The 25,702-nt window shown below is 61.8% G+C and carries 25 protein-coding genes; 15 read left to right on the top strand and 10 right to left on the bottom strand.

Annotated features, from left to right (window positions below; genetic code table 11):
• Positions 1–45 precede the first annotated feature (45 nt).
• A complete protein-coding gene (uvrB, locus tag ACIQ36_RS07110) occupies positions 46–2,178 on the bottom strand; it encodes an excinuclease ABC subunit UvrB (RefSeq protein WP_395827454.1) in 2,133 nt (710 codons plus the stop codon).
• 128 nt (positions 2,179–2,306) lie between these two features.
• On the opposite strand from uvrB, the gene folB reads away from it, so the two are divergent.
• From folB to ACIQ36_RS07075, 7 genes are all read left to right on the top strand, one after another.
• On the top strand, positions 2,307–2,732 hold the full coding sequence (gene folB / locus ACIQ36_RS07105; RefSeq protein WP_395827451.1) for a dihydroneopterin aldolase: 426 nt from the start codon (positions 2,307–2,309) through the stop codon (positions 2,730–2,732).
• Positions 2,733–3,095: 363 nt separating this feature from the next.
• Complete coding sequence (gene uvrC / locus ACIQ36_RS07100) at positions 3,096–5,006, top strand: excinuclease ABC subunit UvrC (protein ID WP_395827448.1); 1,911 nt, start codon at positions 3,096–3,098, stop codon at positions 5,004–5,006.
• Positions 5,007–5,088: 82 nt separating this feature from the next.
• Positions 5,089–5,655 carry a CDP-diacylglycerol--glycerol-3-phosphate 3-phosphatidyltransferase gene (pgsA, locus tag ACIQ36_RS07095; protein WP_395827445.1) on the top strand — a complete coding sequence of 189 codons (567 nt, stop codon included), beginning with the start codon at positions 5,089–5,091 and terminating at the stop codon, positions 5,653–5,655.
• Positions 5,656–5,658: 3 nt separating this feature from the next.
• The gene (gene moaD, locus ACIQ36_RS07090; RefSeq protein WP_395827442.1) at positions 5,659–5,910 is read left to right on the top strand and encodes a molybdopterin converting factor subunit 1; all 252 of its coding nucleotides are present in this window, start codon (positions 5,659–5,661) and stop codon (positions 5,908–5,910) included.
• 8 nt (positions 5,911–5,918) lie between these two features.
• Entirely contained in the window at positions 5,919–6,371 is a 453-nt protein-coding gene (locus ACIQ36_RS07085; RefSeq protein WP_395827457.1) for a molybdenum cofactor biosynthesis protein MoaE, read from the top strand.
• A gap of 52 nt (positions 6,372–6,423) precedes the next feature.
• Positions 6,424–6,675 carry a DUF4160 domain-containing protein gene (locus tag ACIQ36_RS07080; RefSeq protein ID WP_395827439.1) on the top strand — a complete coding sequence of 84 codons (252 nt, stop codon included), beginning with the start codon at positions 6,424–6,426 and terminating at the stop codon, positions 6,673–6,675.
• Positions 6,662–6,991, top strand: coding sequence for a DUF2442 domain-containing protein (locus ACIQ36_RS07075; RefSeq protein ID WP_395827436.1), 330 nt, complete (start codon positions 6,662–6,664; stop codon positions 6,989–6,991). The genes ACIQ36_RS07080 and ACIQ36_RS07075 overlap by 14 nt, the downstream gene beginning before the upstream one ends.
• On the opposite strand, the gene ACIQ36_RS07070 is transcribed toward ACIQ36_RS07075, so the two are convergent.
• From ACIQ36_RS07070 to glmU, 4 genes are read right to left on the bottom strand one after another with little or no spacing between them, the layout of a single operon-like run.
• Positions 6,988–7,839, bottom strand: coding sequence for a glycosyltransferase family 2 protein (locus ACIQ36_RS07070; protein ID WP_395827433.1), 852 nt, complete (start codon positions 7,837–7,839; stop codon positions 6,988–6,990). The two genes, ACIQ36_RS07075 and ACIQ36_RS07070, sit on opposite strands and share 4 nt — an antisense overlap.
• Positions 7,826–9,238 carry a mannose-1-phosphate guanylyltransferase/mannose-6-phosphate isomerase gene (locus tag ACIQ36_RS07065; protein ID WP_395827430.1) on the bottom strand — a complete coding sequence of 471 codons (1,413 nt, stop codon included), beginning with the start codon at positions 9,236–9,238 and terminating at the stop codon, positions 7,826–7,828. Before ACIQ36_RS07065 ends, ACIQ36_RS07070 begins: the two co-directional genes overlap by 14 nt.
• A gap of 9 nt (positions 9,239–9,247) precedes the next feature.
• Positions 9,248–11,074: a glutamine--fructose-6-phosphate transaminase (isomerizing) gene (gene glmS, locus ACIQ36_RS07060; RefSeq protein ID WP_395827427.1), complete on the bottom strand. Its 1,827-nt coding sequence runs from the start codon at positions 11,072–11,074 to the stop codon at positions 9,248–9,250.
• 4 nt (positions 11,075–11,078) lie between these two features.
• Positions 11,079–12,437: a bifunctional UDP-N-acetylglucosamine diphosphorylase/glucosamine-1-phosphate N-acetyltransferase GlmU gene (gene glmU / locus ACIQ36_RS07055; RefSeq protein ID WP_395827424.1), complete on the bottom strand. Its 1,359-nt coding sequence runs from the start codon at positions 12,435–12,437 to the stop codon at positions 11,079–11,081.
• Positions 12,438–12,649: 212 nt separating this feature from the next.
• Between glmU and ACIQ36_RS07050 the strand changes: the two genes are divergently transcribed.
• Genes ACIQ36_RS07050 through ACIQ36_RS07040 form a run of 3 tightly spaced genes read left to right on the top strand, consistent with a single transcriptional unit; the run spans position 12,650 to position 17,177 of the window.
• Positions 12,650–14,911, top strand: a complete 2,262-nt coding sequence (locus ACIQ36_RS07050; protein WP_395827421.1) for an LPS-assembly protein LptD — start codon at positions 12,650–12,652, stop codon at positions 14,909–14,911.
• Positions 14,911–16,182, top strand: coding sequence for a nucleotide sugar dehydrogenase (locus tag ACIQ36_RS07045; RefSeq protein ID WP_395827418.1), 1,272 nt, complete (start codon positions 14,911–14,913; stop codon positions 16,180–16,182). The genes ACIQ36_RS07050 and ACIQ36_RS07045 overlap by 1 nt, the downstream gene beginning before the upstream one ends.
• Before the next feature lie 14 nt (positions 16,183–16,196).
• Positions 16,197–17,177, top strand: coding sequence for an NAD-dependent epimerase/dehydratase family protein (locus ACIQ36_RS07040; RefSeq protein WP_395827416.1), 981 nt, complete (start codon positions 16,197–16,199; stop codon positions 17,175–17,177).
• Here ACIQ36_RS07040 and ACIQ36_RS07035 read toward each other — a convergent pair.
• The 5 genes from ACIQ36_RS07035 to ACIQ36_RS07015 all read right to left on the bottom strand — a co-directional run bounded on the left by ACIQ36_RS07035 (position 17,174) and on the right by ACIQ36_RS07015 (position 22,062).
• The gene (locus ACIQ36_RS07035; protein ID WP_395827413.1) at positions 17,174–18,235 is read right to left on the bottom strand and encodes a branched-chain amino acid ABC transporter permease; all 1,062 of its coding nucleotides are present in this window, start codon (positions 18,233–18,235) and stop codon (positions 17,174–17,176) included. The two genes, ACIQ36_RS07040 and ACIQ36_RS07035, sit on opposite strands and share 4 nt — an antisense overlap.
• 4 nt (positions 18,236–18,239) lie before the next feature.
• The gene (locus tag ACIQ36_RS07030; protein WP_395827410.1) at positions 18,240–19,268 is read right to left on the bottom strand and encodes a branched-chain amino acid ABC transporter permease; all 1,029 of its coding nucleotides are present in this window, start codon (positions 19,266–19,268) and stop codon (positions 18,240–18,242) included.
• 9 nt (positions 19,269–19,277) lie between these two features.
• Positions 19,278–20,000, bottom strand: a complete 723-nt coding sequence (locus tag ACIQ36_RS07025; protein WP_395827407.1) for an ABC transporter ATP-binding protein — start codon at positions 19,998–20,000, stop codon at positions 19,278–19,280.
• Positions 19,993–20,778: an ABC transporter ATP-binding protein gene (locus ACIQ36_RS07020; protein WP_395827404.1), complete on the bottom strand. Its 786-nt coding sequence runs from the start codon at positions 20,776–20,778 to the stop codon at positions 19,993–19,995. The genes ACIQ36_RS07025 and ACIQ36_RS07020 overlap by 8 nt, the downstream gene beginning before the upstream one ends.
• 93 nt (positions 20,779–20,871) lie before the next feature.
• Positions 20,872–22,062, bottom strand: a complete 1,191-nt coding sequence (locus ACIQ36_RS07015; protein ID WP_395827401.1) for a substrate-binding domain-containing protein — start codon at positions 22,060–22,062, stop codon at positions 20,872–20,874.
• Positions 22,063–22,202: 140 nt separating this feature from the next.
• Between ACIQ36_RS07015 and ACIQ36_RS07010 the strand changes: the two genes are divergently transcribed.
• The 5 genes from ACIQ36_RS07010 to ACIQ36_RS06990 all read left to right on the top strand — a co-directional run.
• Positions 22,203–22,850: a TetR/AcrR family transcriptional regulator gene (locus tag ACIQ36_RS07010; protein ID WP_395827398.1), complete on the top strand. Its 648-nt coding sequence runs from the start codon at positions 22,203–22,205 to the stop codon at positions 22,848–22,850.
• Positions 22,847–23,620 carry an enoyl-CoA hydratase/isomerase family protein gene (locus ACIQ36_RS07005; protein WP_395827396.1) on the top strand — a complete coding sequence of 258 codons (774 nt, stop codon included), beginning with the start codon at positions 22,847–22,849 and terminating at the stop codon, positions 23,618–23,620. Before ACIQ36_RS07010 ends, ACIQ36_RS07005 begins: the two co-directional genes overlap by 4 nt.
• Positions 23,617–25,125, top strand: coding sequence for a long-chain fatty acid--CoA ligase (locus ACIQ36_RS07000; RefSeq protein WP_395827393.1), 1,509 nt, complete (start codon positions 23,617–23,619; stop codon positions 25,123–25,125). The genes ACIQ36_RS07005 and ACIQ36_RS07000 overlap by 4 nt, the downstream gene beginning before the upstream one ends.
• A complete protein-coding gene (locus tag ACIQ36_RS06995) occupies positions 25,125–25,517 on the top strand; it encodes a MaoC/PaaZ C-terminal domain-containing protein (RefSeq protein WP_395827390.1) in 393 nt (130 codons plus the stop codon). The genes ACIQ36_RS07000 and ACIQ36_RS06995 overlap by 1 nt, the downstream gene beginning before the upstream one ends.
• The coding region (locus ACIQ36_RS06990) for a hypothetical protein (RefSeq protein ID WP_395827387.1) at positions 25,517–25,702 on the top strand (186 nt) is incomplete at its 3' end. The genes ACIQ36_RS06995 and ACIQ36_RS06990, both read left to right, overlap by 1 nt.

Genomic DNA, 25,702 nt, shown 5'->3' with positions numbered 1-25,702 from the left:
CCCGCCCCCGGGGGGGGGGGGGGGGGGGGGGGGCCCCCCCCCCCCCTAACGCTTCCCCCGCCGTCCGCGATTAGCCTTCGCCGCCTGCGCGCTCCCCGCCTTCGGCTTTGCATCCGGGGCGGGCAGACCCAGATCGCGGGCTTCGACGCGGCGGAGTTCGTCGCGCAGGCGGGCGGCTTCTTCGAACTCCAGATTGGCGGCGGCGTCGCGCATCTTCTTCTCAAGCTCGGCCATATAGGTTTTGAGGTCTTTGCCGAAGCTATGGTCCGGGCCGGTATCGACGTTGAGATGGTCGCCGCGCTCGAACACCGAGGAGAGCACATCGCCGATGGATTTGCGGATGCTTTCCGGCGTGATGCCGTTCGCGGCATTATAGGCCTGCTGTTTTTCGCGGCGGCGGTTGGTTTCGCCGATGGCGGCTTCCATGCTGTTGGTGATGCGGTCGGCATAGAGCAGCGCGCGGCCTTCGACATTGCGCGCGGCGCGGCCGATGGTCTGGATCAAGGAGGTGCGCGAGCGCAGATAGCCTTCCTTATCGGCATCGAGAATCGCCACCGTCGAGCATTCGGGAATATCGAGCCCCTCGCGCAGCAGATTGATGCCGATGAGCACGTCGAACACACCCAAGCGCAAATCGCGGATAATCTCGATCCGCTCCAGCGTATCCACGTCGGAATGGACGTAGCGCACCTTCAGGCCCGCTTCGGTCATATATTCGGTGAGGGCTTCGGCCATTTTCTTCGTGAGCACCGTCACCAGCACACGGCTGTTCTTGGCGGCTTCGGCCTTGCACTCGGCAATGAGATCATCGACCTGATGTTCGGTGGGGCGAATGATGCAGACGGGATCGGTCAGCCCGGTCGGGCGCACCACCTGTTCGGCGTAGACGCCTTGCGTCTCGTTCAATTCCCACGGGCCGGGGGTGGCCGAAACGAAGATGGTTTGCGGGCGCAGCTCCTCCCATTCTTCGAACTTCAGCGGGCGATTGTCCATACAGGAGGGCAGGCGGAAGCCGAAGTCCGACAGGGTGGATTTGCGCGCAAAGTCGCCCTTATACATGGCGCCCAACTGCGGAACCGTGACGTGGCTTTCATCGATGATGAGGAGCGCATCGGGCGGCAGATACTCGAACAGCGTCGGCGGCGGCTCGCCGGGGGCACGGCCCGACAGGTAGCGCGAATAGTTTTCGATGCCCGAACAGAAGCCGGAGGCTTCGAGCATCTCCAGATCAAACTGGGTGCGCTGTTCGATGCGCTGGGCTTCCAGCAGCTTGTTGCTTTCCACAAACTCGCCGAGGCGCAGTTTCAAATCCTGTTTGATCTGCTTGATGGCCTGGGTCAGCGTTGGGCGCGGGGTGACATAGTGGCTATTGGCGTAAATGCGCACGGTTTCGAGCGCCGTGATCTTCTCGCCGGTCAGCGGGTCGATCTCGTGCAGCCCTTCGATTTCGTCGCCGAAGAGGGAGATGCGCCACGCCCGATCCTCATAATGGGCCGGGAACAGTTCGATGGTGTCGCCGCGCACGCGAAAAGTGCCGCGCCCGAAGCCCGCGTCGTTGCGCTTATATTGAAGCTCCGACAGGCGGCGGATCAGGGCCGTGCGCTCGAAGCTCTGGTTGATCGCAAGATCGACCGTCATGCTCGAATAGGTTTCGACCGAACCGATACCGTAAATGCAGGACACCGAGGCGACGATAATCACGTCGCGCTGTTCTAGAAGCGCGCGCGTTGCGGCATGGCGCATCCGGTCGATCTGTTCGTTGATCGTCGATTCTTTTTCGATATAGGTATCGGTTCGGGGCACATAGGCTTCCGGCTGGAAATAATCGTAATAGGAAACGAAATATTCCACGGCGTTATTGGGGAAGAAGCTCTTCATTTCCCCATAGAGCTGTGCTGCCAGCGTTTTGTTCGGGGCAAGAATCAGCGTTGGGCGCTGCACCTGTTGAATCACATGGGCGACGGTAAAGGTCTTGCCCGAGCCGGTCACGCCGAGCAGCACCTGACTTTGCTCGCCTTCCGACAAGCCCTTGAGCAGTTCGGCAATCGCCGCCGGTTGGTCGCCGGCCGGGCGGTAATCCGACACAAGCTCAAGCCTTGCGCCGCTTTTGGGCCAATCATAATCGGCGCGATGAACCCGCACCCCGCCCAAAGGATGATCGCGCAACGAAGTTGCCATAGCAGCTATCCCTTTTTAAGAGCGAATGACACTAGCGCGCGCGGGCCAAGGCGGCTAGAGGGTAAGAACAAACCGGGGCTGTTCGTTTCGCCCATACCGCCGCTTTTCGTGCTCAGGAATATTTGCGCATGACCGACCTGTCCCTGCCCGCAACCCTGGCCGCCTTGAGCCGGCTGGATGGCTCGCTGCGCCCCACTCAGGGGCTGCGGCGGCTCTATATCCATGACCTGGAGTTGATGGCCGAGATTGGCGTCTACCCAGAAGAAAAGGGCGTGCTGCAGCCCATCGCTGTTTCCGTCGATTTACTGGTGATGGAAACCGAGCCAGGATCAGACGATCTCGCCGCCGTGGTCTGCTATGCGACGCTCGCCGACGAAATTCGCGCGCTGGTAACGGGCACGAGGGTTAATCTCGTGGAAACTTTGGCCGATCGTATCGCCCGCCTCTGTCTTGTCGATGGGCGGGTGCGCACGGCGCGGGTACGGGTCGAAAAGCGCGCCGTGATGCCCGACGCCCGCGCGGTTGGTGTGGAGATTGAACGTTCTGCGGGATAATTGGCACTGGCGCGCGCGGCGCGGTAAAAGGGGCCGCCAACCCCCAATTCCGCACCCCCGTCAAGGGGAATTGTTCACAGCGTCGCCCGATTCCCTGTCAAGGGATAAATCTTCGACTGATAAGGGCTGCTGCTCGACCCGAAGGTGGGAATGCGTTGTTTCGGAATCAGTAAAAACGAATAAAATCAGAGTCTTAAAGTTCGTGCCTAAAAATTATGCAACGCCCCGAGTCGCCTAGAGTCCTGCCCCTGTGCGCATTGTATTCGGTCCTTCTCCACAGACTTATCCACAGGAATCGTGGATTGTCGTAGCCCCCCCGTCCAGCCCCTTGATTCGCAAGCGACTCACCCTTTTTATAGTCCGATGAGCCCCGAGATCGCCCCGCCCCCTATTCGCCCTGAAGGAGCCGTGATTCGCCCGCCCGTGTCGTTCGAGCGGGGGGCGGGGGTGATTGGCCGTGTGGTGGAAACCTTGCCGCTCAGCCCCGGCGTTTATCGAATGCTTAATTTTGACGGGGATGTGCTCTACGTTGGTAAGGCGCGGCAGTTGCGGCGGCGGGTGGCGAATTACACCAGCGCCAGCGGCCTGCCGATGCGCATTCGCCGGATGATCGCCGAAACCGCTGCAATGGAGATCATTACCACCCATACCGAGGTGGAAGCGCTGCTGCTGGAAGCCAATCTGATTAAAAAGCTGCTGCCGCGCTATAATGTGCTGCTGCGCGACGACAAAAGCTTCCTGAACATTCTTGTCACCGGCGATCACGCTTTCCCGCAGCTCACCAAGCATCGCGGCGCGCGCACGCGCAAGGGCGATTATTTCGGCCCCTTCGCCTCGGCGGGATCGGTGGAACGCACCGTGCAGGCGCTCCAACGCACCTTCCAACTACGCACCTGCACCGATGCGATGTTTGCGAGCCGCACGCGGCCCTGTTTGCAATATCAGATCAAACGCTGCTGCGCCCCCTGCGTCGGCAAGGTGAGCGAGGCGGAATACGCCGATTTGATCGACAGCAGCCGGGCCGTGCTCTCGGGGCGCAGCCGCGATATTCACGATAAGTTGAATTTGCAAATGGCTGCCGCCGCCGCCGAGTTGGAGTATGAGGCCGCCGCCAAGTTCCGCGACCGGCTGCGGGCGCTCTCCACCATTCTCGCCCGGCAGGATATCAATACGCTCGATTTTGGCGACGCCGATATTTTCGCCCTGGCCCAAGTGGGCGGGCAGAGCTGCTTGCAGGTGTTCTTCTTCCGCAACGGCAGTAACTACGGCAACCGCGCCTATTACCCGACGCACGATGACCAAATCGCCCCAGGAGAAATTCTTGCCTCCTTTATCGCGCAGTTTTACGACGAGCGCACGCCACCGCCGTTGCTGTTGCTGAGCGATCCGGTCGAGGAAGAAGCCTGGTTGCTGGAGGCTTTATCGCTGAAAGCCGGGCGGAAAATTGCGCTGCAAGTCCCCAAACGCGGCAGCAAGGCCGATGTGGTCAAGCACGCTGTGACCAATGCAAAGGACGCGCTGGAACGTCGCCTTGCCGAATCGGCCACCCAGCGGAAACTGCTGGAGGGGGTTGCGCAGATTTTCGCCCTGTCCGCGCCGCCCCAGCGCATCGAGGTCTATGACAACAGCCATATCCAGGGCACCAACGCCATCGGCGCGATGATCGTGGCGGGGCCGGAGGGGTTCCAGAAGAACGCCTACCGCACCTGGACCATCAAGAATGAAGAACTCACCCCCGGCGATGATTTTGGCATGATGCGCGAAGTCCTCTCCCGCCGCTTCGCCCGTGCGCTGAAGGAGAACCCGGAGCGGCAGGGCGGCTCCTGGCCCGATTTGCTGGTGATCGACGGCGGCGCGGGCCAGCTCAGCGCGGCGGTGAAGGTGATGGAGGAGGCAGGGGTGATGGATGTGCCCATCGTCTGTATCGCCAAGGGGCACGACCGCGAGTCGGGCCGGGAGGATTTCTACCGCCCTGGCCTCGCCCCGTTCAAACTGCCGCCGCAAGATCCGGTTCTGTATTACATTCAGCGCCTGCGCGACGAGGCCCACCGGTTTGCCATCGGCACCCACCGGGCCAAGCGCCAGAAGAGCCAGATTAAATCGGAACTGGACGAGGTGGCGGGAATCGGCCCCAATCGCCGCCGCGCACTGCTGCATCATTTTGGCTCGGTCCGGGCGATCACGCGGGCCGGGCTCAGCGATTTGGAGCAAGTGCCGGGGATCAGTAAAACCGTCGCCAAAAAGATCTACGATCATTTTCATGGCGGGGCGTAGTTTGCAGGGTGGCGGTACGCGCGCCGCGCGGATAGAATGCGCGCGCATGAAGCTGCGCGCCGCTGAAGGGTGATCGAGACGGATGTATAACCTGCCGAATCTGCTCACCCTTTCGCGCATTGCGGCGATCCCGCTGGTCGTGCTGCTGATGTATATCCCCGGCCCTTGGGGGGCTTGGAGTGCGGCGTTTTTCTATGCGCTTGCCTGCATTACCGATTGGCTCGACGGGCATATCGCGCGCCAGCGCCAGCTTCAGTCGGACTTTGGCCGATTTCTCGATCCGATTGCCGATAAGCTGCTGGTGGCCGCCATCCTGCTGGTGTTGGTGGCCCAGCAGCAGATTGCGGGCGTGATGGTGGTGGCGGCGCTGATTATCCTCGGGCGGGAAATTCTCGTTTCGGGCCTGCGCGAGTTTTTGGCGGGGTTGCGCATTTCCGTGCCCGTCTCGCGCCTCGCCAAGTGGAAAACCGGCATTCAGATGGTCGCGCTCGGCGTCGTGATGGTCGGCCCGTATGGCCCGCGCGGATTTTATTTGGAAGAAATAGGTATGGTCGGGCTTGCGCTGGCGGCCCTACTGACCCTCATTACGGGGTATGATTATTTGCGTGCGGGCCTCTCCTATATGGACCGGCCCAAGCAGGAGGCATAACCCATGCGCGTGCGCTATTTTGCGTGGTTGCGGTCCCGCCTGAACCGCGCCGAAGACGAGGTTTCACTACCACCGGGGGTGACGACTCTAAACGGGTTGCTCGACCATCTCATCACGCTCTCGCCCGGCCATGCGGCGGTGTTTGAGGATCGGTCGATCATTCGCGCCGCCATTAATCACGTCTTTGCCGATCTCGATAGCGCTTTCGCGCCAACGGACGAGGTGGCCTTTTTCCCGCCGGTGACGGGCGGGTGAGCGGCGCGATTGTCAGCCGCGTTCAGGCCGAACCGTTCGAGCCGGGGGCGGAACTCAGCCGTTTCACCGCACAGGCCCCGCACGCAGGCGCAATTGTCAGCTTCACCGGCCTCGTGCGCGGCCAAGATCACGCCGGGCGGGCGCTGACTGCGATGACGCTGGAACATTACCCCGGCATGACGGAAGCCCAAGTTCAGGCGATCACCGAAGAGGCCGCGCGCCGCTGGCCGCTTCAGGCCGTGCTGGTCATCCATCGCTTCGGGCGGCTGGCGGCGGGGGAGCCGATCGTCTTTGTCGCCACCGCCTCGGCCCACCGCAGCGCGGCCTTCGAAGCCGCGGATTTCCTCATGGACTGGCTGAAGACCAAAGCGCCCTTCTGGAAGCTGGAAGAGGGCGCGGACGGGGCGGAATGGGTCGCGGCCAAAGCCGAGGACGATCAGGCGGCAGAGCGGTGGCGGTGATGGTGGGGCGTCGAGCCCCCTCTAACGCCTTAGGGCTGCGACGGGGGTATATATGCCGTGCGTTGATCGTGGCTTAGAGCCGTTTCGGATTTACATCTATACCAACGATCATCGTCCGTCGCACGTCCATGTCATTGGGCCAGGAATGGAAGCGGTTTTCACATTGAACTGCCCGTCTGGCCCGATTGAACTGCGTGAAAGTCTCGGATTTAAGGCCAAGACACTCACAATCATTCGGGACTATATTCTTCAGAGCCTAGGAAAACTTTGCGCCGCCTGGAGTGAGATTCATGGAGCTTACTGAAAGCGATATCCGCGAGGCCGAGGCAGGGGCGAAGCGCCAACAGGCCCAGTGGCCCCAAGCGGTGAAGGTGCGGTTCAACCGTCACACGCGGCGGGTAGTGATCTCGCTGTCCAACGGCGTTGAGGTAAGCTTTTCGCCGAAGCAGGCCCAGGGGTTCGAGCGGGCCTCTGATGAAGATTTAGGCGAAGCAGAAATCTCCCCATCCGGTTTTGGTGTCTTTTTCCCCCGCATCAACGCCGATATTTATATTCCTGGCTTGCTGCAAGGCTCCTTGGGATCGGAACTTTGGGCTGAGGCGGGGCGCCAACGCGCCTAGCGCCGCCTCAATACCAACCGCGCACCAATCCCCCCCGCGAGCGTCAGCCACACTAGCGCGCGCCACGCCCAAGGCCGGGCATACCAGAGCCGGAAGTAGCGCCACAGCCCCGCGAGCTTGTGTTTTTCCACCACCCACGCCGGGGCCTTGCTGGTCGATTTGATATGGGTGCAGGCGGGGGCGGGCAGGAACCAGCAGGCTCCCCCGATGCGGCGCAGGCGGGCGCAGAGGTCGAGGTCTTCAACGTGCAGGAAATAGCCCGTGTCGAGCCCGCCGGTCGCGTCCCAGGTGGTGCGCGGCATCAGCATGAAGGCCCCCGACAGGGCGGGGGTCGCAGTCAAGCCGCTGGGCAAGGGTTGCTGATGATGGTTCAGGCGGTACTGCGGGAAGACCCGGCCCAGGCCGAAACCTTCAATCAGAAAATTCAACGGGCTACCCGCCGCCCGGCGGCAGCCGCGTTGCTCCTGTCCATCGGCCTCCAGTAGGCGGACGGTTGCGATCCACGGGCGGCTTTCTGTAGCGAGGGCGGTTTGCAGGGCGGCAATCGCACCGGGGGCGAGCAGGCAATCGGGGTTCAGCAGCAGTAGGAAGGGGCTCGCGGTGGCCGTCACCCCAAGATGACAGCCGCGTGCGAAGCCGACGTTCCTCTGGCCGCAAATCAGCCGCAACCGCGCGTCGGACCAGTCGGCCAACCGCGCACGGGTTTCGGCATCGTTACCGTTATCGACCAGGGCGATTTCGGCAATCGTGGGTTCGCTCCGCAAGGCGTCGAGGCATTCAAACAGCGCCGGGCCGGTGTGGTAGGACACCAGCACCACGGCGACGCTCGCCGCCTCAGTTGCGGCCATATTTATCGTCGAGACGGACGATATCGTCTTCGCCCAAATAGGCACCCGACTGCACTTCGATAAGGTGCAGCGGCACTTTACCGGGGTTTTCCAGCCGGTGCGTCGCGCCCATCGGGATATAGATGGACTGATTTTCGAAAATCAGCACGTCTTCTTGATCGCGCGTAACCTTTGCGGTTCCGGCGACGACCACCCAATGTTCGGCGCGATGATGGTGCATTTGCAGCGAGAGTTTTTCGCCGGGCTTCACCACGATACGCTTCACCTGATAGCGCTCGGCGGCAACCAGCCCTTCATAGCTGCCCCAGGGGCGGTAGACGATGGCGTGGCTTTCCGCCTCCGACCGCCCCGCCGCCTTCAGTTGATCGACGATCTTTTTAACATCCTGGGCCTTATCCTTGTGGGCGACCAGCACCGCATCGCGGGTGGAGACCACGACCAGATTATCGATGCCGACGGCAGCAATCAGCGGCGCGTCGGGTTCCGACCGGAGGTAGGAGTTGCGCGCGCCTTCGGTCCAAACGTCGCCCAAGGAAACCGTGCCATCGGCGTCGGGCGTCCCGATCTCCCAAAGGGCCGTCCAGGCCCCAACGTCGCTCCAGCCGGGATCGACCGGGACGACCGCGCCTTGAGTGGATTTTTCCATGACGGCGTAATCGATGCTCTCGCTTGGGCAGGCCTTGAAGGCGGCGGCATCAAGGCGCAGGAAGTCGAGGTCGCGATGGGCGGCCTGGAAGGCCTTTTGCGCCGCCTCCAGAATATCGGGGCGGAACCGGCCGAGGTCTTCCAAAAACCGATCGGCGCGAAACAGAAACAGGCTGGCGTTCCACCAATAGCCACCGTCGGCCACATAGGCTTCGGCGGTGGCGAGGTTCGGCTTTTCAACGAAACGGTCGATGGCAAAAACGCCGTCGCCTAAGGAAGCGCCGCGCTGGATATAGCCGTAGCCGGTTTCAGGCCGCGTCGGCTGAATGCCGAAGGTTACAAGCTTCCCGGCTTGCGCGGCACTCAGCCCTTGGGCAATCGCGGCCTGAAGCGCCTCGGGCGCGGTCATGGCATGGTCGGAGGCCGCCAGCAGCAGCAGGCCCTGCGGGTCGCGCTCGGCGACGGCCAGCGCGGCAATGGCGGCGGCGGGGGCGGTATTGCGCCCCACCGGCTCCAGAATAATCCCGCTCGGCGTGATTCCCGCCTGCCGCACCTGTTCGGCGACGATGAAACGGTGCTGATCGGAACAGATAATCAGCGGTGCCCCGAATTCGGGCGACGCAAACCGGCGCGCGGTTTCCACCAGCATCGATTCGGTGCCGACCAGCGGCAAAAGCTGCTTCGGGTAAAGGCTGCGCGACAGGGGCCAGAGGCGCGTTCCCGCGCCCCCGGAAAGGATAACCGGCGTAATCATAGAAGAGGTTTACTCTACCGTAACGCTTTTCGCCAGATTGCGCGGTTGATCCACGTCGGTTCCCTTACGGACGGCCACATAATAGGCCAGCATCTGCACCGGCAGGGCGTAGAGCAGCGGGCTGACCAGCGGGTCGATATCCGGCATTTCCACCACATGGGCGGCAATCGGGCGCAAATGTTCCGCCCCGCGCTTGGTGGTGAACACGATCACCCGGCCCCGGCGCGCCGCGACTTCCTGAAGGTTGGAAACGGTTTTTTCGAACCAACTGTCTTCCGGCGCAAGCGCAATGACGGGCACGGTTTCGTCGATCAAGGCGATCGGCCCGTGCTTCATTTCCCCGGCGGCATAGCCTTCGGCGTGGATATAGGAGATTTCCTTCAGCTTTAGCGCGCCCTCCATCGCCAACGGGTACGACAGGCCGCGCCCGAGGTAGAGCACATCGCGCGCTTCGGCCACTTCTTCCACAATCGGCGTGAGGAGGCTCGGGAGCTTCACCAGCCCTTCGGCAAGGCGGGCGGGAATTTCCATCAGGGCTTGGGTGATCTGGGCTTCGCGGTCCGCCGAAATCAGCCCGCGTGCGCGCCCAAGCGCGGTGGCGAAGCAGGCCAGAACCGAAAGCTGCGCCGTGAAGGCTTTCGTGGTGGCAACGCCGATTTCCGGCCCCGCAAGGGTGCGCAGCATCACATCGGCTTCCCGCGCCATCGCGGAGGTGGGGACGTTCACCACAGCCGCCGTATGCGCGCCCTTGGCCTTGGCGTAGCGCAGGGCCGCGAGCGTATCCACCGTCTCCCCCGATTGGGAGACGAAGAGGGCGAGGCTTCCCGGCAGAACCGGCCCATTGCGGTAGCGGAATTCGGAGGCGATATCGAGTTCCACCGGCACTTGCGCGAGGCTCTCGATCCAATATTTCGCCACCATCGCGGCGTAATAGGAGGTGCCGCAGGCGACCAAAGTGACCCGGTCCACCGTTGTAAGATCGAAGGGCAGGGCGGGGAGGACCACGCCGCGCGTGCCCGCATCGACCAACCCGTTCAGGGTCTCGCCAACGGTGGCGGGCTGCTCATGGATTTCCTTTTCCATGAAATGCTTGTAGTTGCCCTTGCCGACAATCGCGCCCGAAAGCTCGGCGATTTGAATGCGCCGCTCGACCGTCTCGCCCTTCTCATTCAGAATTTCGGCGCTCTCGCGGGAGAGGATGGCGATATCGCCTTCCTCCAGATAGGCAATCCGCCGGGTCAGCGGGCCGAGCGCCAGCGCGTCCGAGCCCAAGAACATCTCGCCGTCGCCATAGCCGACCGCGAGCGGCGAGCCGCGCCGGGCACCCATCAGCAAACCGTCTTCCCCCGTGACCAGCACCGCGATGGCGAAAGCGCCTTCGAGCCGCTGCATGCCCTGGACCATCGCCTGCTTCGGGCTGAGGCCCTGCTTTAAGAGATCGGTCAGCAGATAGACGATGACTTCGGTGTCGGTTTCGGTGGCAAAGCTATAGCCCTTGGCTTCCAGTTCGGCGCGCAAGGGGCGGAAGTTTTCGATAATGCCGTTATGGACGAGAGCAACCCGGTCGCTCGTGTGCGGATGCGCGTTAGTGGTGTTGGCAACGCCATGGGTGGCCCAGCGGGTATGGCCGATGCCAACAACGCCGGGGAGCGGATCGGCGGCAAGAACGGCGTCGAGGTTCCGCAGCTTACCTTCGGCCCGCCGGCGGTCGATTTGGCCGTTGACCAGCGTGGCGATACCGGCTGAATCATAGCCGCGATATTCCAACCGGCGCAGCCCATCCAGCAGGCGCGGGGCTGCAAGGTCGGTTCCGAGAATGCCGATAATGCCGCACATGGGTTTAATCCTTCTTCTTTGCTTTCATGGCGCGCCGACTATCGCGGAAGCGAGCGGCAGCGCCTTCCTTTTGGGTCAAGGGTCCACGGACGACGGCGATGGCATCGGCAGGAACATCTTTGGTAATCGTGCTGCCCGCACCCACCAAAGCCCCATCCCCCACCGTTACCGGCGCAACCAGCGCGGTATTGGAGCCAATGAAGGCACCCGCGCCGACTATAGTGCGGTGTTTATTAATACCGTCATAATTGCAGGTGATTGTTCCGGCGCCGACGTTCGTGCCCGCGCCAATATCGGCATCGCCAAGATAGGTCAGATGATTGGCTTTCGCCCCGGCCCCGAGCGTCGCGTTTTTCACCTCGACGAAATTGCCGATATGCGCGCCTTCGCCGATTTCAGCGCCGGGCCGAAGGCGGGCGTAGGGGCCAATGATCGCGCCCGCTGCAACGCTTGCGCCTTCGAGATGGCTGAAGGCATGGATTGTCACATTATCACCGACAGTCACGCCGGGACCAAAGACGACATTCGGCCCCACGATCACATCGCGGCCCAACTTGGTATCGGCGGCAAAATAGACCGTTTGCGGATCGAGCAGCGTTGCGCCATTGGCCATTGCCGCCGCCCGGTAGCGTTCCTGAGCGATGCGTTCGACCACCGCCTGTTCAGCGCGGGAATTGACGGCAAGAACATCCTCTGCCGGGATTTCAAGCTCGCGCACGCTGAGGCCTGCCGCCACGGCATGCTCCACGATATCGGTCAGATAGAACTCGCCTTGCGCATTATTCGGGGTCAGTTGCGCCAAAAGCTTGGGCAGTGCTTCGGCGGCCACCACAAAGAACCCGCTATTGCACAGGGGGATCGCCTTTTGATCGGGCGCGAGATCTTTTTCTTCGATGATGCGGCGCACGGTGCCATCTGCGCCGTGGAGGATCCGCCCGAAGCCCGTTGCGACCGGTGGGCGGAAGGAGCCGACCAGAACGCTACTCGTGTTCGTCTGATGGGCCTCCAGAAGCGCCTGCACGGTTTCGGCGCGCAATAAGGGGGCATCGCCGACGAGGATTAAAACGACGCCCTCCGTGGGTAGGTGCGGCTGCGCCATTTGCACCGCATGGCCCGTGCCGCGCCGTTCGTGCTGAATAACGGTCGCATGGGGGGCAACGGCGGCTTCTAGGCTCGGCATATCTGGGCCGACGACGGTGATGATCTTGAGGTCGCGGCGGCTTTGCTGACTGACCGTCTCCAGCATGTCGATGATATGGCGGATCATCGGGCGATGGGCGATGGGGTGCATCACTTTCGGCTTGCTGGATTTCATCCGCGTGCCGAGCCCAGCGGCGAGAACGACCGCAGTCACCAAAGACATTTTGCCCCCCTTGGCTTTTTTGTGTGAGCGTGACCGTGCCATATCGCCGCCGCCCGTGCAAAGCGACGTTTTGTTTCCCGCCGTTGCATGGGATTACACCTTGTTACGGTGTGCTTCATGACGTTACAGACCGGTTCCTGTTTCCGCTTGGCGTGCGGCGAAATTTGGTGTCATGGTGCGTCGCGATTGCAAAGCTTGGGGAGAAAAGGTTCGTGCGGCAGAAACCGAGGCTGAAACCATCGCGCAGCGCCTGGGTTCTGGCCCCGATGGTCGGCGTAATGGCGGGTCTGCTGGGAACCAGTGCGCTTGCCCAACGCATCGGCCCGCCCGTTCTATTCGACCAATTGCCGAACCGCCCCGATGTGGTGCCGGTCGATGCTAAAGGCGATTTTCTGCTGGAAGCCGATGAGGTCATCTACGACCGCGACAATGATATTGTCACGGCGCGCGGCTCGGTCGAGATCAGCCAGGGCGACCGGGTAGTGAAGGCCGATGTGCTGAGCTACAACCGCAAGCGCAAACTGGTGACGGCATCCGGGAATGTGGTGCTGCTGGAAGCCACGGGCGACACGTTCTTTTCCGATTACCTGCAAATCTCCGACGATCTTAGCAATGCGATCATGGAGAATTTCAAAGCGCTGCTGATCGATAATTCCCGCATCGTCGCCAAGGGGGTCGAACGGCTCTCCGGCAATCGCAAGGTGATGACCCGCGCCGTCTTCTCCCCGTGCAACCTGTGTAAAGACGACCCGAGCAAGCCGCCGCTGTGGCAACTCAAGGGCCGCCAGGTGGTCCATGACGAGGTGAAGAAGGATATTCATTACAAGGATGCGACGTTGGAAGTTGCGGGCGTGCCTGTGTTCTACGCGCCCTATTTCTCCCATCCCGATCCGACTGTGCGCAACCGTTCGGGCTTTTTGGTGCCGACGATTGGCTATTCCAAGAACCTCGGCGCGGTTCTCGGCACACCCTATTATGGGATCATCAACGACAGCAGCGATATTACCGTTGAGCCGCGTATTTACTCGAAGGAAGCCATTCTGGGCGCGGCGGAATATCGCCAGCGCTTCGAGCATGGTAAAATCCGCGTGGCGGGCTCGCTGCTGAACGATTCGGTTTTCGACCGGCAGCAGGTGCCGCCCGATTTGGAGTGGCGCGGTAATTTTGCCTCTGAAGGCCGCTTTGATCTCGATCAGCATTGGCGGGCCGGGTGGGATGTGGCGCGGGCGACCGACCGCACTTATATCCGCCGCTTCAAGGTTGGCACCGATTTTACCAGCCGGGGCCGCTATCAGGTGTCGAACGCGCTGACCTCGACGGGCTTTGCCGAAGGGTTTTACGGGCGCTCTTATTTCGGCCTCAATGCTTACTCCTTCCAAACGCTGCGGGCGGAGGATGTGCGCGATTCGATTGCGCGGATTCACCCGGCGGCGGTGGCGTCCTTGGTGTCGGACGCCGATGGGCTGGGCGGGCGCTGGAAGCTGGACGCCGATTTCCTCTCGCTCTCCCGCCGCCTAGGCACCGATAGCACGCGCCTGTCGACCGTTTCCGGCTACCATCTGCCGATGATCACCGACGGCGGGCATGTGCTGGCTTTTTCCGCCACGGTCCAGGCCGATGCCTATTCGCTCAATAATCTGCCGCAGCCGACGGGACGCGCCTTTAGCGGGGAGAGCACGCGCCTCCATCCGCAGCTTGCGGCAAGCTGGGCCTATCCGCTGGTCAATCGCTTGAAAGACGCAACCTTCCTGATCGAACCCAAGGTGGGCGTGGTGGCGGGGCCGACGGGCGGCAATAAGAGCCGCATCCCCAATGAAGACAGTAAAATCGTCGAACTCGACGACGTAAACCTGTTCCTGCCGCGCCGCTTCCCTGGGCGCGACCGGATCGATAGCGGCAGCCGGGTAGATTATGGGTTGCGGGCGCAGATTAAGGGCGATGGCGGGGCCTCGGCTTCCGCCATGATCGGCCAATCGTACCGCCTGTCCGAAGGCACTAACCCCTATCCGATGGGGTCGGGGCTCAACGAGCGCCAGTCGGATATCGTTGGGGCCGTGACGGTATCGCCGGGGTCCTGGATCGACTTCAACTATCGCTTCCGGTTGGATAAGGATGATGGCGCGCCGCAGCGCGAAGAATTGGGCGCGACGATTTACCGAGGGCGCAATAGCCTTTCGCTCGCCTATATCAATTACGACCGTCGCTTCCCCGATATCGGCGTTGACAGCCCCAAGCAGGCGGTAGCCTCCGGCCAGCTTAAAATTACCGAGTTCGTCAGCGCCTACGGTTTGCTCTCCTACGACCTCAAGGCCGATAAGCTCAGCAGCGCGGGCCTTGGGCTTTTGTATGAAGACGAGTGCTTTGCTATTCTCGGCTCCTACACCCGCGATAAATTATCCGATAGGGAATTGCGCCAGGATCAAACCTTCTTCTTGCGCGTCGCCTTTAAATACTTAGGTGAGTTTGGCCAATAATGGGCTTTGCTCGCGTCGGGATTCTGGGTCTTGGGTACGTCGGGCTGCCGCTGGCGGTGGCGCTTGCCGCGCATCGGCCCGTCGTGGGGTTCGATATTGATGCGGGGCGCATTGCCGACATAGCGACCGGGCTGGACCGGACGCAAGAAGTGAGCGCCGACGCCTTGGCCGCCGTGGCGGCGTCGCTCACCGTTACGGCGGATGAACAGGGTTTACGTGGCTGCGATCTGCTGATTGCCACCGTGCCCACCCCCATCGATGCGGACCAAAAGCCGGATTTGACCGCGCTTGAAGCCGCGTCGCGCACTATCGGGCGCGTACTGGCGCCGGGGGCGGTGGTGGTGTTCGAAAGCACGGTGTATCCGGGGGTCACGGAAGGCCCGTGCGCGGCTTGGATTGCCGAGGAATCGGGCTTGCAGGCGGGCCGCGACTATCACTTGGGCTATTCCCCCGAGCGGGTAAATCCGGGCGATGGTAAGCATGGGCTAGCTGCGATTACGAAAGTGGTCGCGGCGCAAGACGCCGGGATTGCGCAACGGCTCGCGGCGCTTTATGGCGCAGTGAATGGCGGTAATATCCACATTGCGTCGTCGATCCGCGTTGCGGAAGCGGCAAAAGCCATCGAAAACGCGCAACGCGACATCAATATCGCCTTTATCAACGAAGTCGCGATGATCCTGCGCACCGCCGATATTCCGGTTTATGATGTGCTGGAGGCGGCGCGGACCAAGTGGAATTTTCTGCCCTTCGTGCCGGGGCTCGTCGGTGGCCATTGCATCGGTGTCGATCCCTATTATCTGGCCACGTGGGCACAGAGCTTGGGCCATGAGCCGGTGACGATTCTGGCGGGTCGCCACACCAATGAGGCGATGGCTGGGTTCTTTGCCGATCAAATCGCCGCCCAGCTTGCGCCGGGCGCGTCGGTGCTGGTGCTGGGGGCGAGCTTCAAGGAGAATATCGGCGATTTGCGCAACAGTAAGGCGGTCGATCTGATCACGGCTTTGGCGGCAAAAGGGTTTTCGGTCGATTGCTTCGATCCGAATGCGGCCCCCGAAGCGCTGACGGATTTGCTGGGCCGGGCTCCCCTGACCGCGCTTCCCCCCGACCGTCCCTATGACGCGCTGGTGCTGGCGGTCGCCCATCGGGAGTTTGCGGCGTGGGGCGCGGGCGCAGTTTCGGCCTGCGTTGCACCGGGTGGGTTGATCGCCGATATCAAGGGCCTGTGGCGGGGGCGGGATCTTCCCGCCGGTCGCCGCTACTGGACACTTTAGAAAGAGGGCGACGGATGCGCATTCTGGTCACGGGCGTTGCCGGATTTATCGGATTCCATGTCGCTCAAGCCCTGCTGGCGCGGGGGGAGTCGGTTCTCGGCGTCGATAATCTCAACGATTATTACGACCCGGCCCTCAAACACGCGCGACTGGCGCAGCTTACCGGGCAGAATGGCTTTAGCTTTCAGCAGGTAGAGCTTGCCGACCGGGACGCGGTGGATGCGCTGCTATCGCCCACCTCAGGCGTGACGCATATCATCCATCTGGCCGCCCAAGCGGGGGTGCGCTACTCCCTGCAAAACCCGCACGCCTATATCAGCGCGAATATCGTCGCCCAAATTAACCTGCTGGAAGCGGTGCGCCGCCTGCCGGGGCTGGTGCATTTTGTCTATGCCTCCTCCTCCTCGGTCTATGGCCACGCGGAGAAAGCGCCGTTCGCGGTGACGGACCGCACCGACCGGCCCCTGTCGCTCTATGCCGCCACCAAGAAGGCGGACGAGTTGTTCCATTATACCTACGCGCATCTTTACCGGATTCCGGCGACGGGCCTGCGGTTCTTCACGGTCTATGGTCCTTGGGGGCGGCCCGATATGGCGGCGTTCCTGTTCACGAAAGCTATTTTGGCCGGGGAGCCGATCCGCCTGTTCAACGGCGGCGATATGCGCCGCGATTTCACCTATATCGACGATATCGTTGCAGGCGTGCTCGCCACCTTGGATCGCCCGCCCGCCGATACGGGGGAGGCCCCGCCGCACCGGGTGTATAACCTCGGTAACAACCACCCAGAAAAACTGACCGATTTCGTCGCTATTCTGGAAGAGGCTTTAGGCCGCAAAGCCGTGCTCGATTTGCAACCGATGCAGCCGGGGGACGTTTACGAGACCGCCGCCGACATCACCGAAAGCAGGCGCGATCTGGGCTTCAGCCCGACGACGCCGCTCTCGGTCGGGCTGCCCAAATTCATCGCTTGGTATCGGGATTTTTATCGGGTCTAAGACGCTTTCTGCCGCAGTTTGCCGACAATCCCGGTCGGGAAGAAATAGACGCTGAGGACGAACAACACGCCCAGAATCAGCAACCAGCGGTCCGGGTGGAGGATTTGCGCCAGCACGGGAATCCCCTCGACCTGGGTGGCCGCCACGCCGAGCAGCTTTTGCAGATAGTTTTCGGCGAGGATGAACAGGGTTCCGCCGATCACCGCGCCGTAGAGCGTGCCCATGCCGCCGATCACGACCATCAGCAGAATATTCAGCATGATCGAGAAGGAGAGGGTGGTATCTGGCCCGGTATAGCGCAGCCACAGGGCATAAAGCGCGCCCGCGACCACCGCGAGCCCGGCAGACAGACACGTGGCAATCGTGCGGTATTTCACCACACGATAGCCGAGCGCCTCCGCGCGATATTCATTCTCGCGGATGGCTTGCAACACGCGCCCGAACGGCGAATTCACCATGCGTAAGGCTAGCAGAAAGAAGAAGACCGTAAAGCTGAACACCAGATAATAGGCCACCACGCGGCCCGTTATCATGGTGCCGAACACAGGCTCTTCCAGCAGTTTAAAGGTTGGGCGCAGCAGTTCCGGCACGCGGAAGGAGCGGCCATCTTCCCCGCCGGTATAGTCCGAGAGTTGCGAGACCAGCACGGCGAAGACGGTTGCGACCGCAAGCGTAATCATGGCGAAGAAAATCGCCTTCACGCGCAGGGACAGAAGCCCGATCAAGGCCGCCAGCGTCACGCCGAAGACAATGGCGATGCCGGTGCCGAGCAGGGCGCTACCCCAGGTTGCGCCCATGAAATGCATGGCAAGGCCAACGCCATAGCCGCCGATGCCGAAAAACATGGTATGGGCAAAGGAAACGATGCCGGTATAGCCCAGCAAAATATCGTAGCTCGCCACCAGCAGAATGAAGATGCAGATCTTCGCGGCGGTATTGATGGCATTGGCCCCGGACACGAGGAAAGGGGCGGTGGCGAGGCCGATCAGGATGACCAGCAGGATCACCGAGAGGGCCCGATTGCGGGGCAAATCGTCGGAGAGAAGGGCGCGCAACATGGGCTTACCTCTTGGCGACGGGATAGAGACCCTGCGGACGCCACAGGAGAATCAGCACCATCAGCAGGACCGTTGAAACCAGGGCAAATTTCGGCACCAGGAAGGCGGAATAATTGGCCAGCAGCGCCACTAAAATCGCCCCCAGAAAACAGCCGCCAACGGAACCGAGCCCGCCGATGATGACGACGATGAACACCAGCGTCATCACGTCATTGGAGATCCCGGCGGTCAGCGTTTCCCGGTACAGCGCCCACAGTACGCCGCCGAGCCCCGCGAGCCCCGAGCCGACAACGAAGACGCCGATGAACAGGCGGCGGATGCGGTAGCCCAGGGCCTCCACCATTTCGGCATTCTCCACCCCGGCGCGGATCAAGAGCCCGATGCGGGTGCGGTTCAGCACCAACTGCATGCCGGTAAAGACTGCTAACCCGACCACGACGATCAGCAGGCGGTATTTTTCGAAGGCAAGATCGCCGACGACAATCGCGCCGCGCAATCCATTGGGTAGCGGCATGGCCTTTTGGTCGCCGCCAAAAATCGCGTGCAGCGCTTGTTCCGCTACAATGAGCCCACCCATCGTAATCAGAATCTGCTTCAGATGCTGGCCATAGACTGGGCGGATAATGATTCGCTCGAACGCCATGCCCAGCGCGCCGGTGCCGATCATCGCGGCGAGGGCGGCAACCGCGAGCGCGCTAAGGTTGGTCAGCAGCGACTCCGACGCCATCCACCCGGCCAGCGGCCCCAGCACGGTAAAGGCGAGGTAAGCGCCAATCGCAATGAAGGCTCCGTGGCCGAAGTTGATGACGTCCATCAGCCCGAACACCAGCGTCATCCCCGAGGCGATGACGAAGATCATCATGCCCATGGCGAGCGCGGAGAGGGTGAGGGTCAGCCAGGTCGTCGGGCTGCCGACCAGCACCAGGGCAGCGGCAGCGAGAACCACGGGGATCAGGAGCGGCAGCAGATCGAGCTTCGCGCGCGGAATATCGGCGGGGGCGGCGCTTTGGGGGGCGGCTTTGGTCTCGGACATATCAGCCTCCTATTGATGCGCGTCGAGCGAGAGGCCGAGCAGGCGTTCCTGCAAGCCATTATCCGCGACCAGATCGGCCATGCTCCCCGCATGAACGACGCGCCCGTCATCGACCACCGCAATCGAATCCCCGAGGGCGGCGGCAAAGCGGAAGTTTTGTTCGACCAGCAGAATCGTGCTCTGGCGCTTCAATTCCTGAAACGCGCCGATCATGCCTTCGATGATGGCGGGGGCAAGGCCCTTTGTTGGCTCGTCGATCAGGATTAAGCGCTGCGGCTCCACAAGGGCGCGGGCAATCGCCACCATCTGCTTTTGTCCGCCCGACAGAACCCCGGCGGGCGAGTGCCAAAAGCGTTTGAGCGCCGGGAAGAAGCCGAAAATCCACTCCAGCCGCGCGGCATCGGGTGGGCCGGAGCGGGCGGCGAGCTTCATATTCTCTTCGACCGTGAGATCGTGGAATACGGCCATCGTCTCCGGCACATAGGCGATACCGCTTTGGGCGATGCTGGGCGTATCCTTGCCCCCGATGGGCTTGCCGTCGAAGGTGACCGTCCCTTGCGAGGGTTTCCACAGGCCCATGATGGTGCGCAGCGTCGTGGTTTTCCCCGCGCCATTGCGCCCGAGCAGCATGGTGATGCCGCCCTCGTTCACGGTCAGATCAACGCCTTGCAGAATATGATATTGGCCGATGTGGGTATGAACCCCCTCAAGCCGCAGCAGCGGGTTAGCCATGGTTCTTCTCCGCTTGGGCTTTTTCGGGTGCCCGGCCCAAATACGCTTCCTGCACGAGCGGCGAGGCAATCACCGTGGCGGGGTCGCCATCGGCCAGCAATTGACCGTGATGCAGCACGATGATGCGGTCGGCGAGGCTGCGCACCACATCCATCTTATGCTCGACCAGCAGAATGGTTTTATCGCCCGCGCGTTTGAGCTTCTGAATCAACTCCAGGATCACCGGCACTTCATCGACCGACATGCCGGCGGTCGGCTCGTCGAACATGAACACATGGGGCTCCAGCGCCATCATGATCGCCACCTCAAGCTTGCGCTTGTCGCCGTGGGAGAGGGAGGAGGCCGGAGTGTCGCGCTGATGTTGAAGGTTTACCTCCTCCAGCACCCATTCGGCCCGCTCGATCCAGGCGCGGTGCCCCGTCCAGCGCTGCCAAATATTGGCGGCGGCGGGGTCGCGCGCTTGCACGGCAAGGCGGACGTTTTCGTGGGCGGTCAGTTGCGGGAAGAGATTGGTGATCTGGAACGCCCGGCCAATGCCGCGCCGTGCCCGATCCGCCGGCCCTAGCCGGGTAATATCCTCACCATCCAGCAGCACCTGACCCGCCGAGGCGGGGAGTTGGCCGGAGAGAAGATTGAAATAGGTGGTTTTCCCAGCCCCATTCGGGCCGACGATGGCGGTAAGTGTCCCCGCCGTAAACGAGGTGCTGACCGCATTGACCGCCGTATGCCCGCCAAAGCGGATGGTCAGGTCGCGGGATTCGAGAACCGGAACAGACATGAGAGAAGGCTTCCTACTGGGGCGGTCGGGGGGGAAGCAGGGCGACCGAAGTCGCCCCGCCCCCTCCCCCAAGCTGGTGAGTAGGGTAAGGCTTTATCGCTTATTGCGGAAGGGCAGGGGCATGGTTGCTGCCGGAATAGTTGCAACCAGCTCCAGCAGATCATTATCCGTTGCGTCCTTTTTGATGCGCCAGTGGAACATATCCTGCTGGGCTTGATGATCGACGGCGCGGAAGATCATATCGCCCTTCGGCGTTTCGAACATCATGCCTTCCATCGCGGCGATCAGCTTTTCGGTATCAGTGCCGCCTGCTTTGGTGATGCCGTTGAACACGGCGGAAGCCGCCGCGAACCCGCCTGCAACGAAGAAATCAGGCGGCGCATTGTAGCGCTTTTGGTATTCGGTGCGCAGCCAGTCGTTCATCTTATTCTTCGGGAACGCATGGTAGTAGTAGGTGCCGCCTTCGGCCCCGGCAAACTGCTTCCAGGCGTTCATCACGGGTAGAATATTGCCGCCCGGCGCGAGCATGATATTGAAGCGCTCGGGCTTCATATCGACAAACTTCGCCATCGGGTGGGCGCCCGCCCAGATGAAGTTGATAACGCGCTTGCCGGGCTTATCCTTCAATGCGGCGAACAGGCGTTCGGCGAAGGGGGTAAAGTCGGCGGTATTCCCGGCGGCATATTCTTCGGCGACGATTTTTGCTTTCGGGCGCATCGCGGCCAGCGCTTCAGCGAAAGCCTTTACCCCGTCGCGCCCAAAGGCGGTATCGAGGCCGAGCATGCCGATGGCAACCTCTTCGTTATCGGGAATCGCGGCGGCGGCGGCGAGCGCATCCTGATAGGAGGAACGACCGGTGCGGAAAATATAGCGGTTCCATTTTTCGCCGGTGATCGAATCGGCTACGGCGGGCTCGACGATCAGAACTTTCTTGGCTTCTTCGGCGACGGGCAGCATGGCAAGCGCCACGGCGGACCCTGTCGAGCCAACGGCGATTTCGGCCCCGTCATCGGCATAGCATTCTTCCAGCAGCGCCTTGCCGCGATCCGGCTTCAGTTGATCGTCCTTGACCAGAACTTGAAGCTTGCGCCCCAGAATTTCGTTCTTGCCCTGGGTGAGATATTCGAGCCCCATGGTAAAGCCGACTTCGGTCTGCTTGGCATAGGCTTCGAGCGCGCCGGTCTTGCCAGCGATGAGGCAGATTTTAAGATCTTTGGCCAGAGCCGGGGTCGACAGCGCAGCAAGCGCCGCCCCCGTCAGACATAGAGTCCGAATGGTGCGCATTTAGGTTTTCTCCCCCCATCAGCGTTTGTTTACTGACTTGTTTGTGACCCCAGTGCGCAAACTGACACTTGAGTCATGTTTCATCTTTTCCTATCCTCTCATCGCACTCCCGTCAAGTCGGGAGTGCGGGAGGAGAATTTATGGCGAATGCACCGATAGAAGAGGCATCGCTCCCATCGGCCTTGCCCGCCCCGAAAACCAGTCGGGGTGAGCGAACGCGCCAGCGTATTTTGGACGCAGCCGAGCGGGACATTGGCCGTCGAGGCTTTTCAGACGCCTCGATCAGTACGATCACCCAGGAAGCGGCGGTCGCCCAGGGCACCTTTTACCTCTATTTCCGCTCGAAAGAGGATGTCATGCGCGAGCTTGTCTTGCGCATGGGCCGCCGCCTACGCCGCCATCTGACCCTTGCGACGACCGGGCTAACGCATCGGCTGGAGATCGAAAAGCGCGGCCTCCACGCTTTCCTATCCTTCGTGCGTGACAATCCCAATCTCTATCGGGTTGTGGCGGAGTCGCAATTTGTGGATGAGGCGGCGTATCGGCGCTACTATCACGATTTCGCGAACAACTATCGGCAAGTTCTAAGTGCAGCAGAAGGGGATGGACAACTTTCCCCCGGCGATGCGGAGTTACGGGCATGGGCTTTAATGGGGATTAGCGATTTCATCGGGCGGCGCTATGCGCTGTGGGACAAGGAAGCATCGATCGAAGCGGCCACAGAGGCCGCCTTTGCCTTCATTTCCCATGGCATCGCGCCGAAATCCACCAACGGGCGCGCACCATGACGGAAAACCTCGTCACGGTCCGCCGCGAAAACGGGGTTGCGACGCTCACGCTGAACCGGCCGCAGCGTCATAATAGCCTTGTGCCCGCGCTGTTGGAGGCTTTGAACGCCGCGCTCGATGATCTTGCGCGCCTGCCGCCGCGCCTGCTCGTGTTTACCGGGGCGGGGCGGAGTTTTTCGACGGGCGGGGATGTGGCGGCCTTTGCCGATGTGCCGCTTTTGCAGCGTCGGGAGTATGCGACGGGCCTCGTCGGTGGGCTTCACCGGGCGATTTTGGCTTTGATCGATCTGCCGTGCCCGGTCATCGCGCGCGTGCAAGGGCCGGTAACGGGCGGATCCTTAGGCTTCGTTCTTGCCGCCGATCTGGTGGCGATGACGCGCGGAGCCTTTATCGCGCCCTATTATGTCGATGTGGGTTTCGCCCCCGATGGTGGCTGGACGGCGCTCCTCCCCGACCGGATCGGCCCGGTGCGGGCGGCGGAAATCCAACTGCTGAACCGGATGGTAACGGCGGATGAAGCCTTGGGACTCGGTCTCGTCCAAGCCGTGACCGATCCCGCCGCCCTAGACGATCAGATCGCCGTTTGGGTCCAGGTTTTGCTTGGCAAACACGCGCATAGTTTGGCGGCAACCAAACGCTTGCTCTGGCCGCCGGAGCGCCGGGCCCGGGTGGCGCTGGGGTTGGAGCGGGAGCGCCTGTGCTTCTTGAGCCTGATCGATTTGCCCGAAACCGACGCCGGTATGAAGCATTTTCTAGGACGCGCCGCATGAAGTTTATCCCCGACCTTTGCGCGCAACGCGCAATGCTAACGCCGGACGCCGCAGCCTTCGCCGATCCGGTGAGCGGGCGGGTTTGGTCGTTCGCCGAAATCGAACGGCGCGTTGGGCGCGGCGCGGCGTTCTTGCGGTCGCTTGGGATTGGCGAGGGCGATAGGATCGCGGTCCTCTGTCATAACAATGTGCCGTTTTTCGAACTGCTGTTTGCCTGCGCCCGCGCCAAGGCCATTCTGGTGCCGCTGAATTGGCGTCAGACCCCGGCGGAACTCGCGCCGATTATCGACGATAGTGGCGCGAAGCTGATGTTCTTCGATGGGCCGACGGCGGATCTCGCCAGCAAGGTGGTGGCAGCGGCCCGGCTGCCCTCGCGCAGCTTGATCGAGTGGGATGCCGTCTGCGACCAGCCGGGCGAGCCTATGACCCCGACGCCCTGGGAAACCGATGCGCCCTGGTATCTGCTGTATACCTCCGGCACCACCGGCAAACCAAAAGCGGTCATCCAAACGGCAGGCATGGCCCTGGCCAATATGATCAACGTTCAAACGGCAACGGGAATTGGCCCCGATACGAAGTCGCTCAACTTTCTACCGCTCTTCCATACCGCCGGGATCAATCTGCACACTTTGCCGGTTTTCATCGTCGGCGGCGTGTCGCAGGTTCTGCCGAAATTCGATGCGGACCTTGTTCTGTCGCTGGTTCAGCAGGGGAGGATTACCGTCTTCTTCGGGGTTCCGGCGATTTATCAGGCGATCAGCCTGCATCCGGCGTTCGAGCGGACCGATTTTTCCGCCGTCAAACATTGGGGCTGCGGCGGCGCGCCAATCTCGGCGGCGTTGATTCAGACGTTTCTGGAACGGGGCGTCACCATTTGCAACGGCATGGGCATGACCGAAACCGGCCCCACGGTGTTTTTCATGGACCGGGCGCAGGCCCCCACCAAGATTGGTTCGGTCGGCAAGCCGCAGCTTCTGGCCGAGGTGCGACTGGTCGGGGCCGATGGGGTTGACGGCGACGATGGCGAGCTTTGGTTTCGCGGCCCCGGTATTACGCCCGGCTATTTTAACAATCCGATGGCGACTGAAGCCGCATTTGCGCCGGGCGGGTGGCTGAAGTCCGGCGATATCGCGCGCCGCGATGCCGATGGCTATTACACCATCGTTGATCGGATCAAGGATATGTATATCTCCGGTGGTGAAAACGTCTATCCGGCGGAGGTGGAACATGTTTTGCAGGCCCACCCGGCTGTGCTGGAAGCGGCGGTGGTTGGCGTGAGTGATGAGAAGTGGGGTGAAGTGGGGCACGCGGCCGTTATCTTGCGTCCGGGGCAAACTGCTGATCCCGCCGACTTGCAGCAGCATGCCCGTGCCGCGCTGGCGACCTATAAGGTTCCCAAGCATGTCACGATTGTTACCGATTTTCCACGCACCGCCGCCGGTAAGGTGCAAAAGCACCATCTGCGCGCGGCGCTGACGGAACCCCAAAAGCCGGAGTCTGCGTAATGTCCCTTGTTCCTGGTCCTTTTTTTACGATTGAGCATACGCCCACCCAGGCCGAGCTTGAGCTTTTCGCCCGCGTCAGTGGCGATGATAATCCGATTCACGTCGATCCCGAATTTTCCGCCCGCACTCGCTTTGGGCGTCCCGTCGCCCATGGCATGCTGATTTATAGCTACCTTTGGGCGGAGATGCGCCGCCAACTCCCGAACGCGGTCGCAAAGCAGCAGAGCCTGATGTTTCCGCACCCGGCCTATGCGGGCGAGCCGATCCGCATTACCGCAACAATCGACAGTGTTGAAGGCTCCGAGGCGCGGATCTCGGTTCGGGTTGCCCGCAGTGCCGACGATACGCCGGTGACAGAAGCCAGCACAATTCTTGATGTGGGGAATGTCTAATGCTGACGCTTGGTCAAACCGCGACCGTTACCCGCGCTTTTTCGCCCGAAGATCTGCGCGGTTTTGCGGCGATTGCCGGGCTTCATAGCGCCGAGTTCCCAGCCCTACCCGAACCGCTGCTGGCGGCGCTTTTCTCGTATATTCTTGGCGTCAAGCTGCTGGGGCGGGGCACCAATTACCTGAAG

Source organism: Elstera sp., from assembly GCF_044372965.1.
Classification (GTDB): domain Bacteria; phylum Pseudomonadota; class Alphaproteobacteria; order Elsterales; family Elsteraceae; genus Elstera.
Note: the sequence above shows the minus strand (reverse complement) of the source record. Positions and strands in the feature narration are given on the sequence as shown.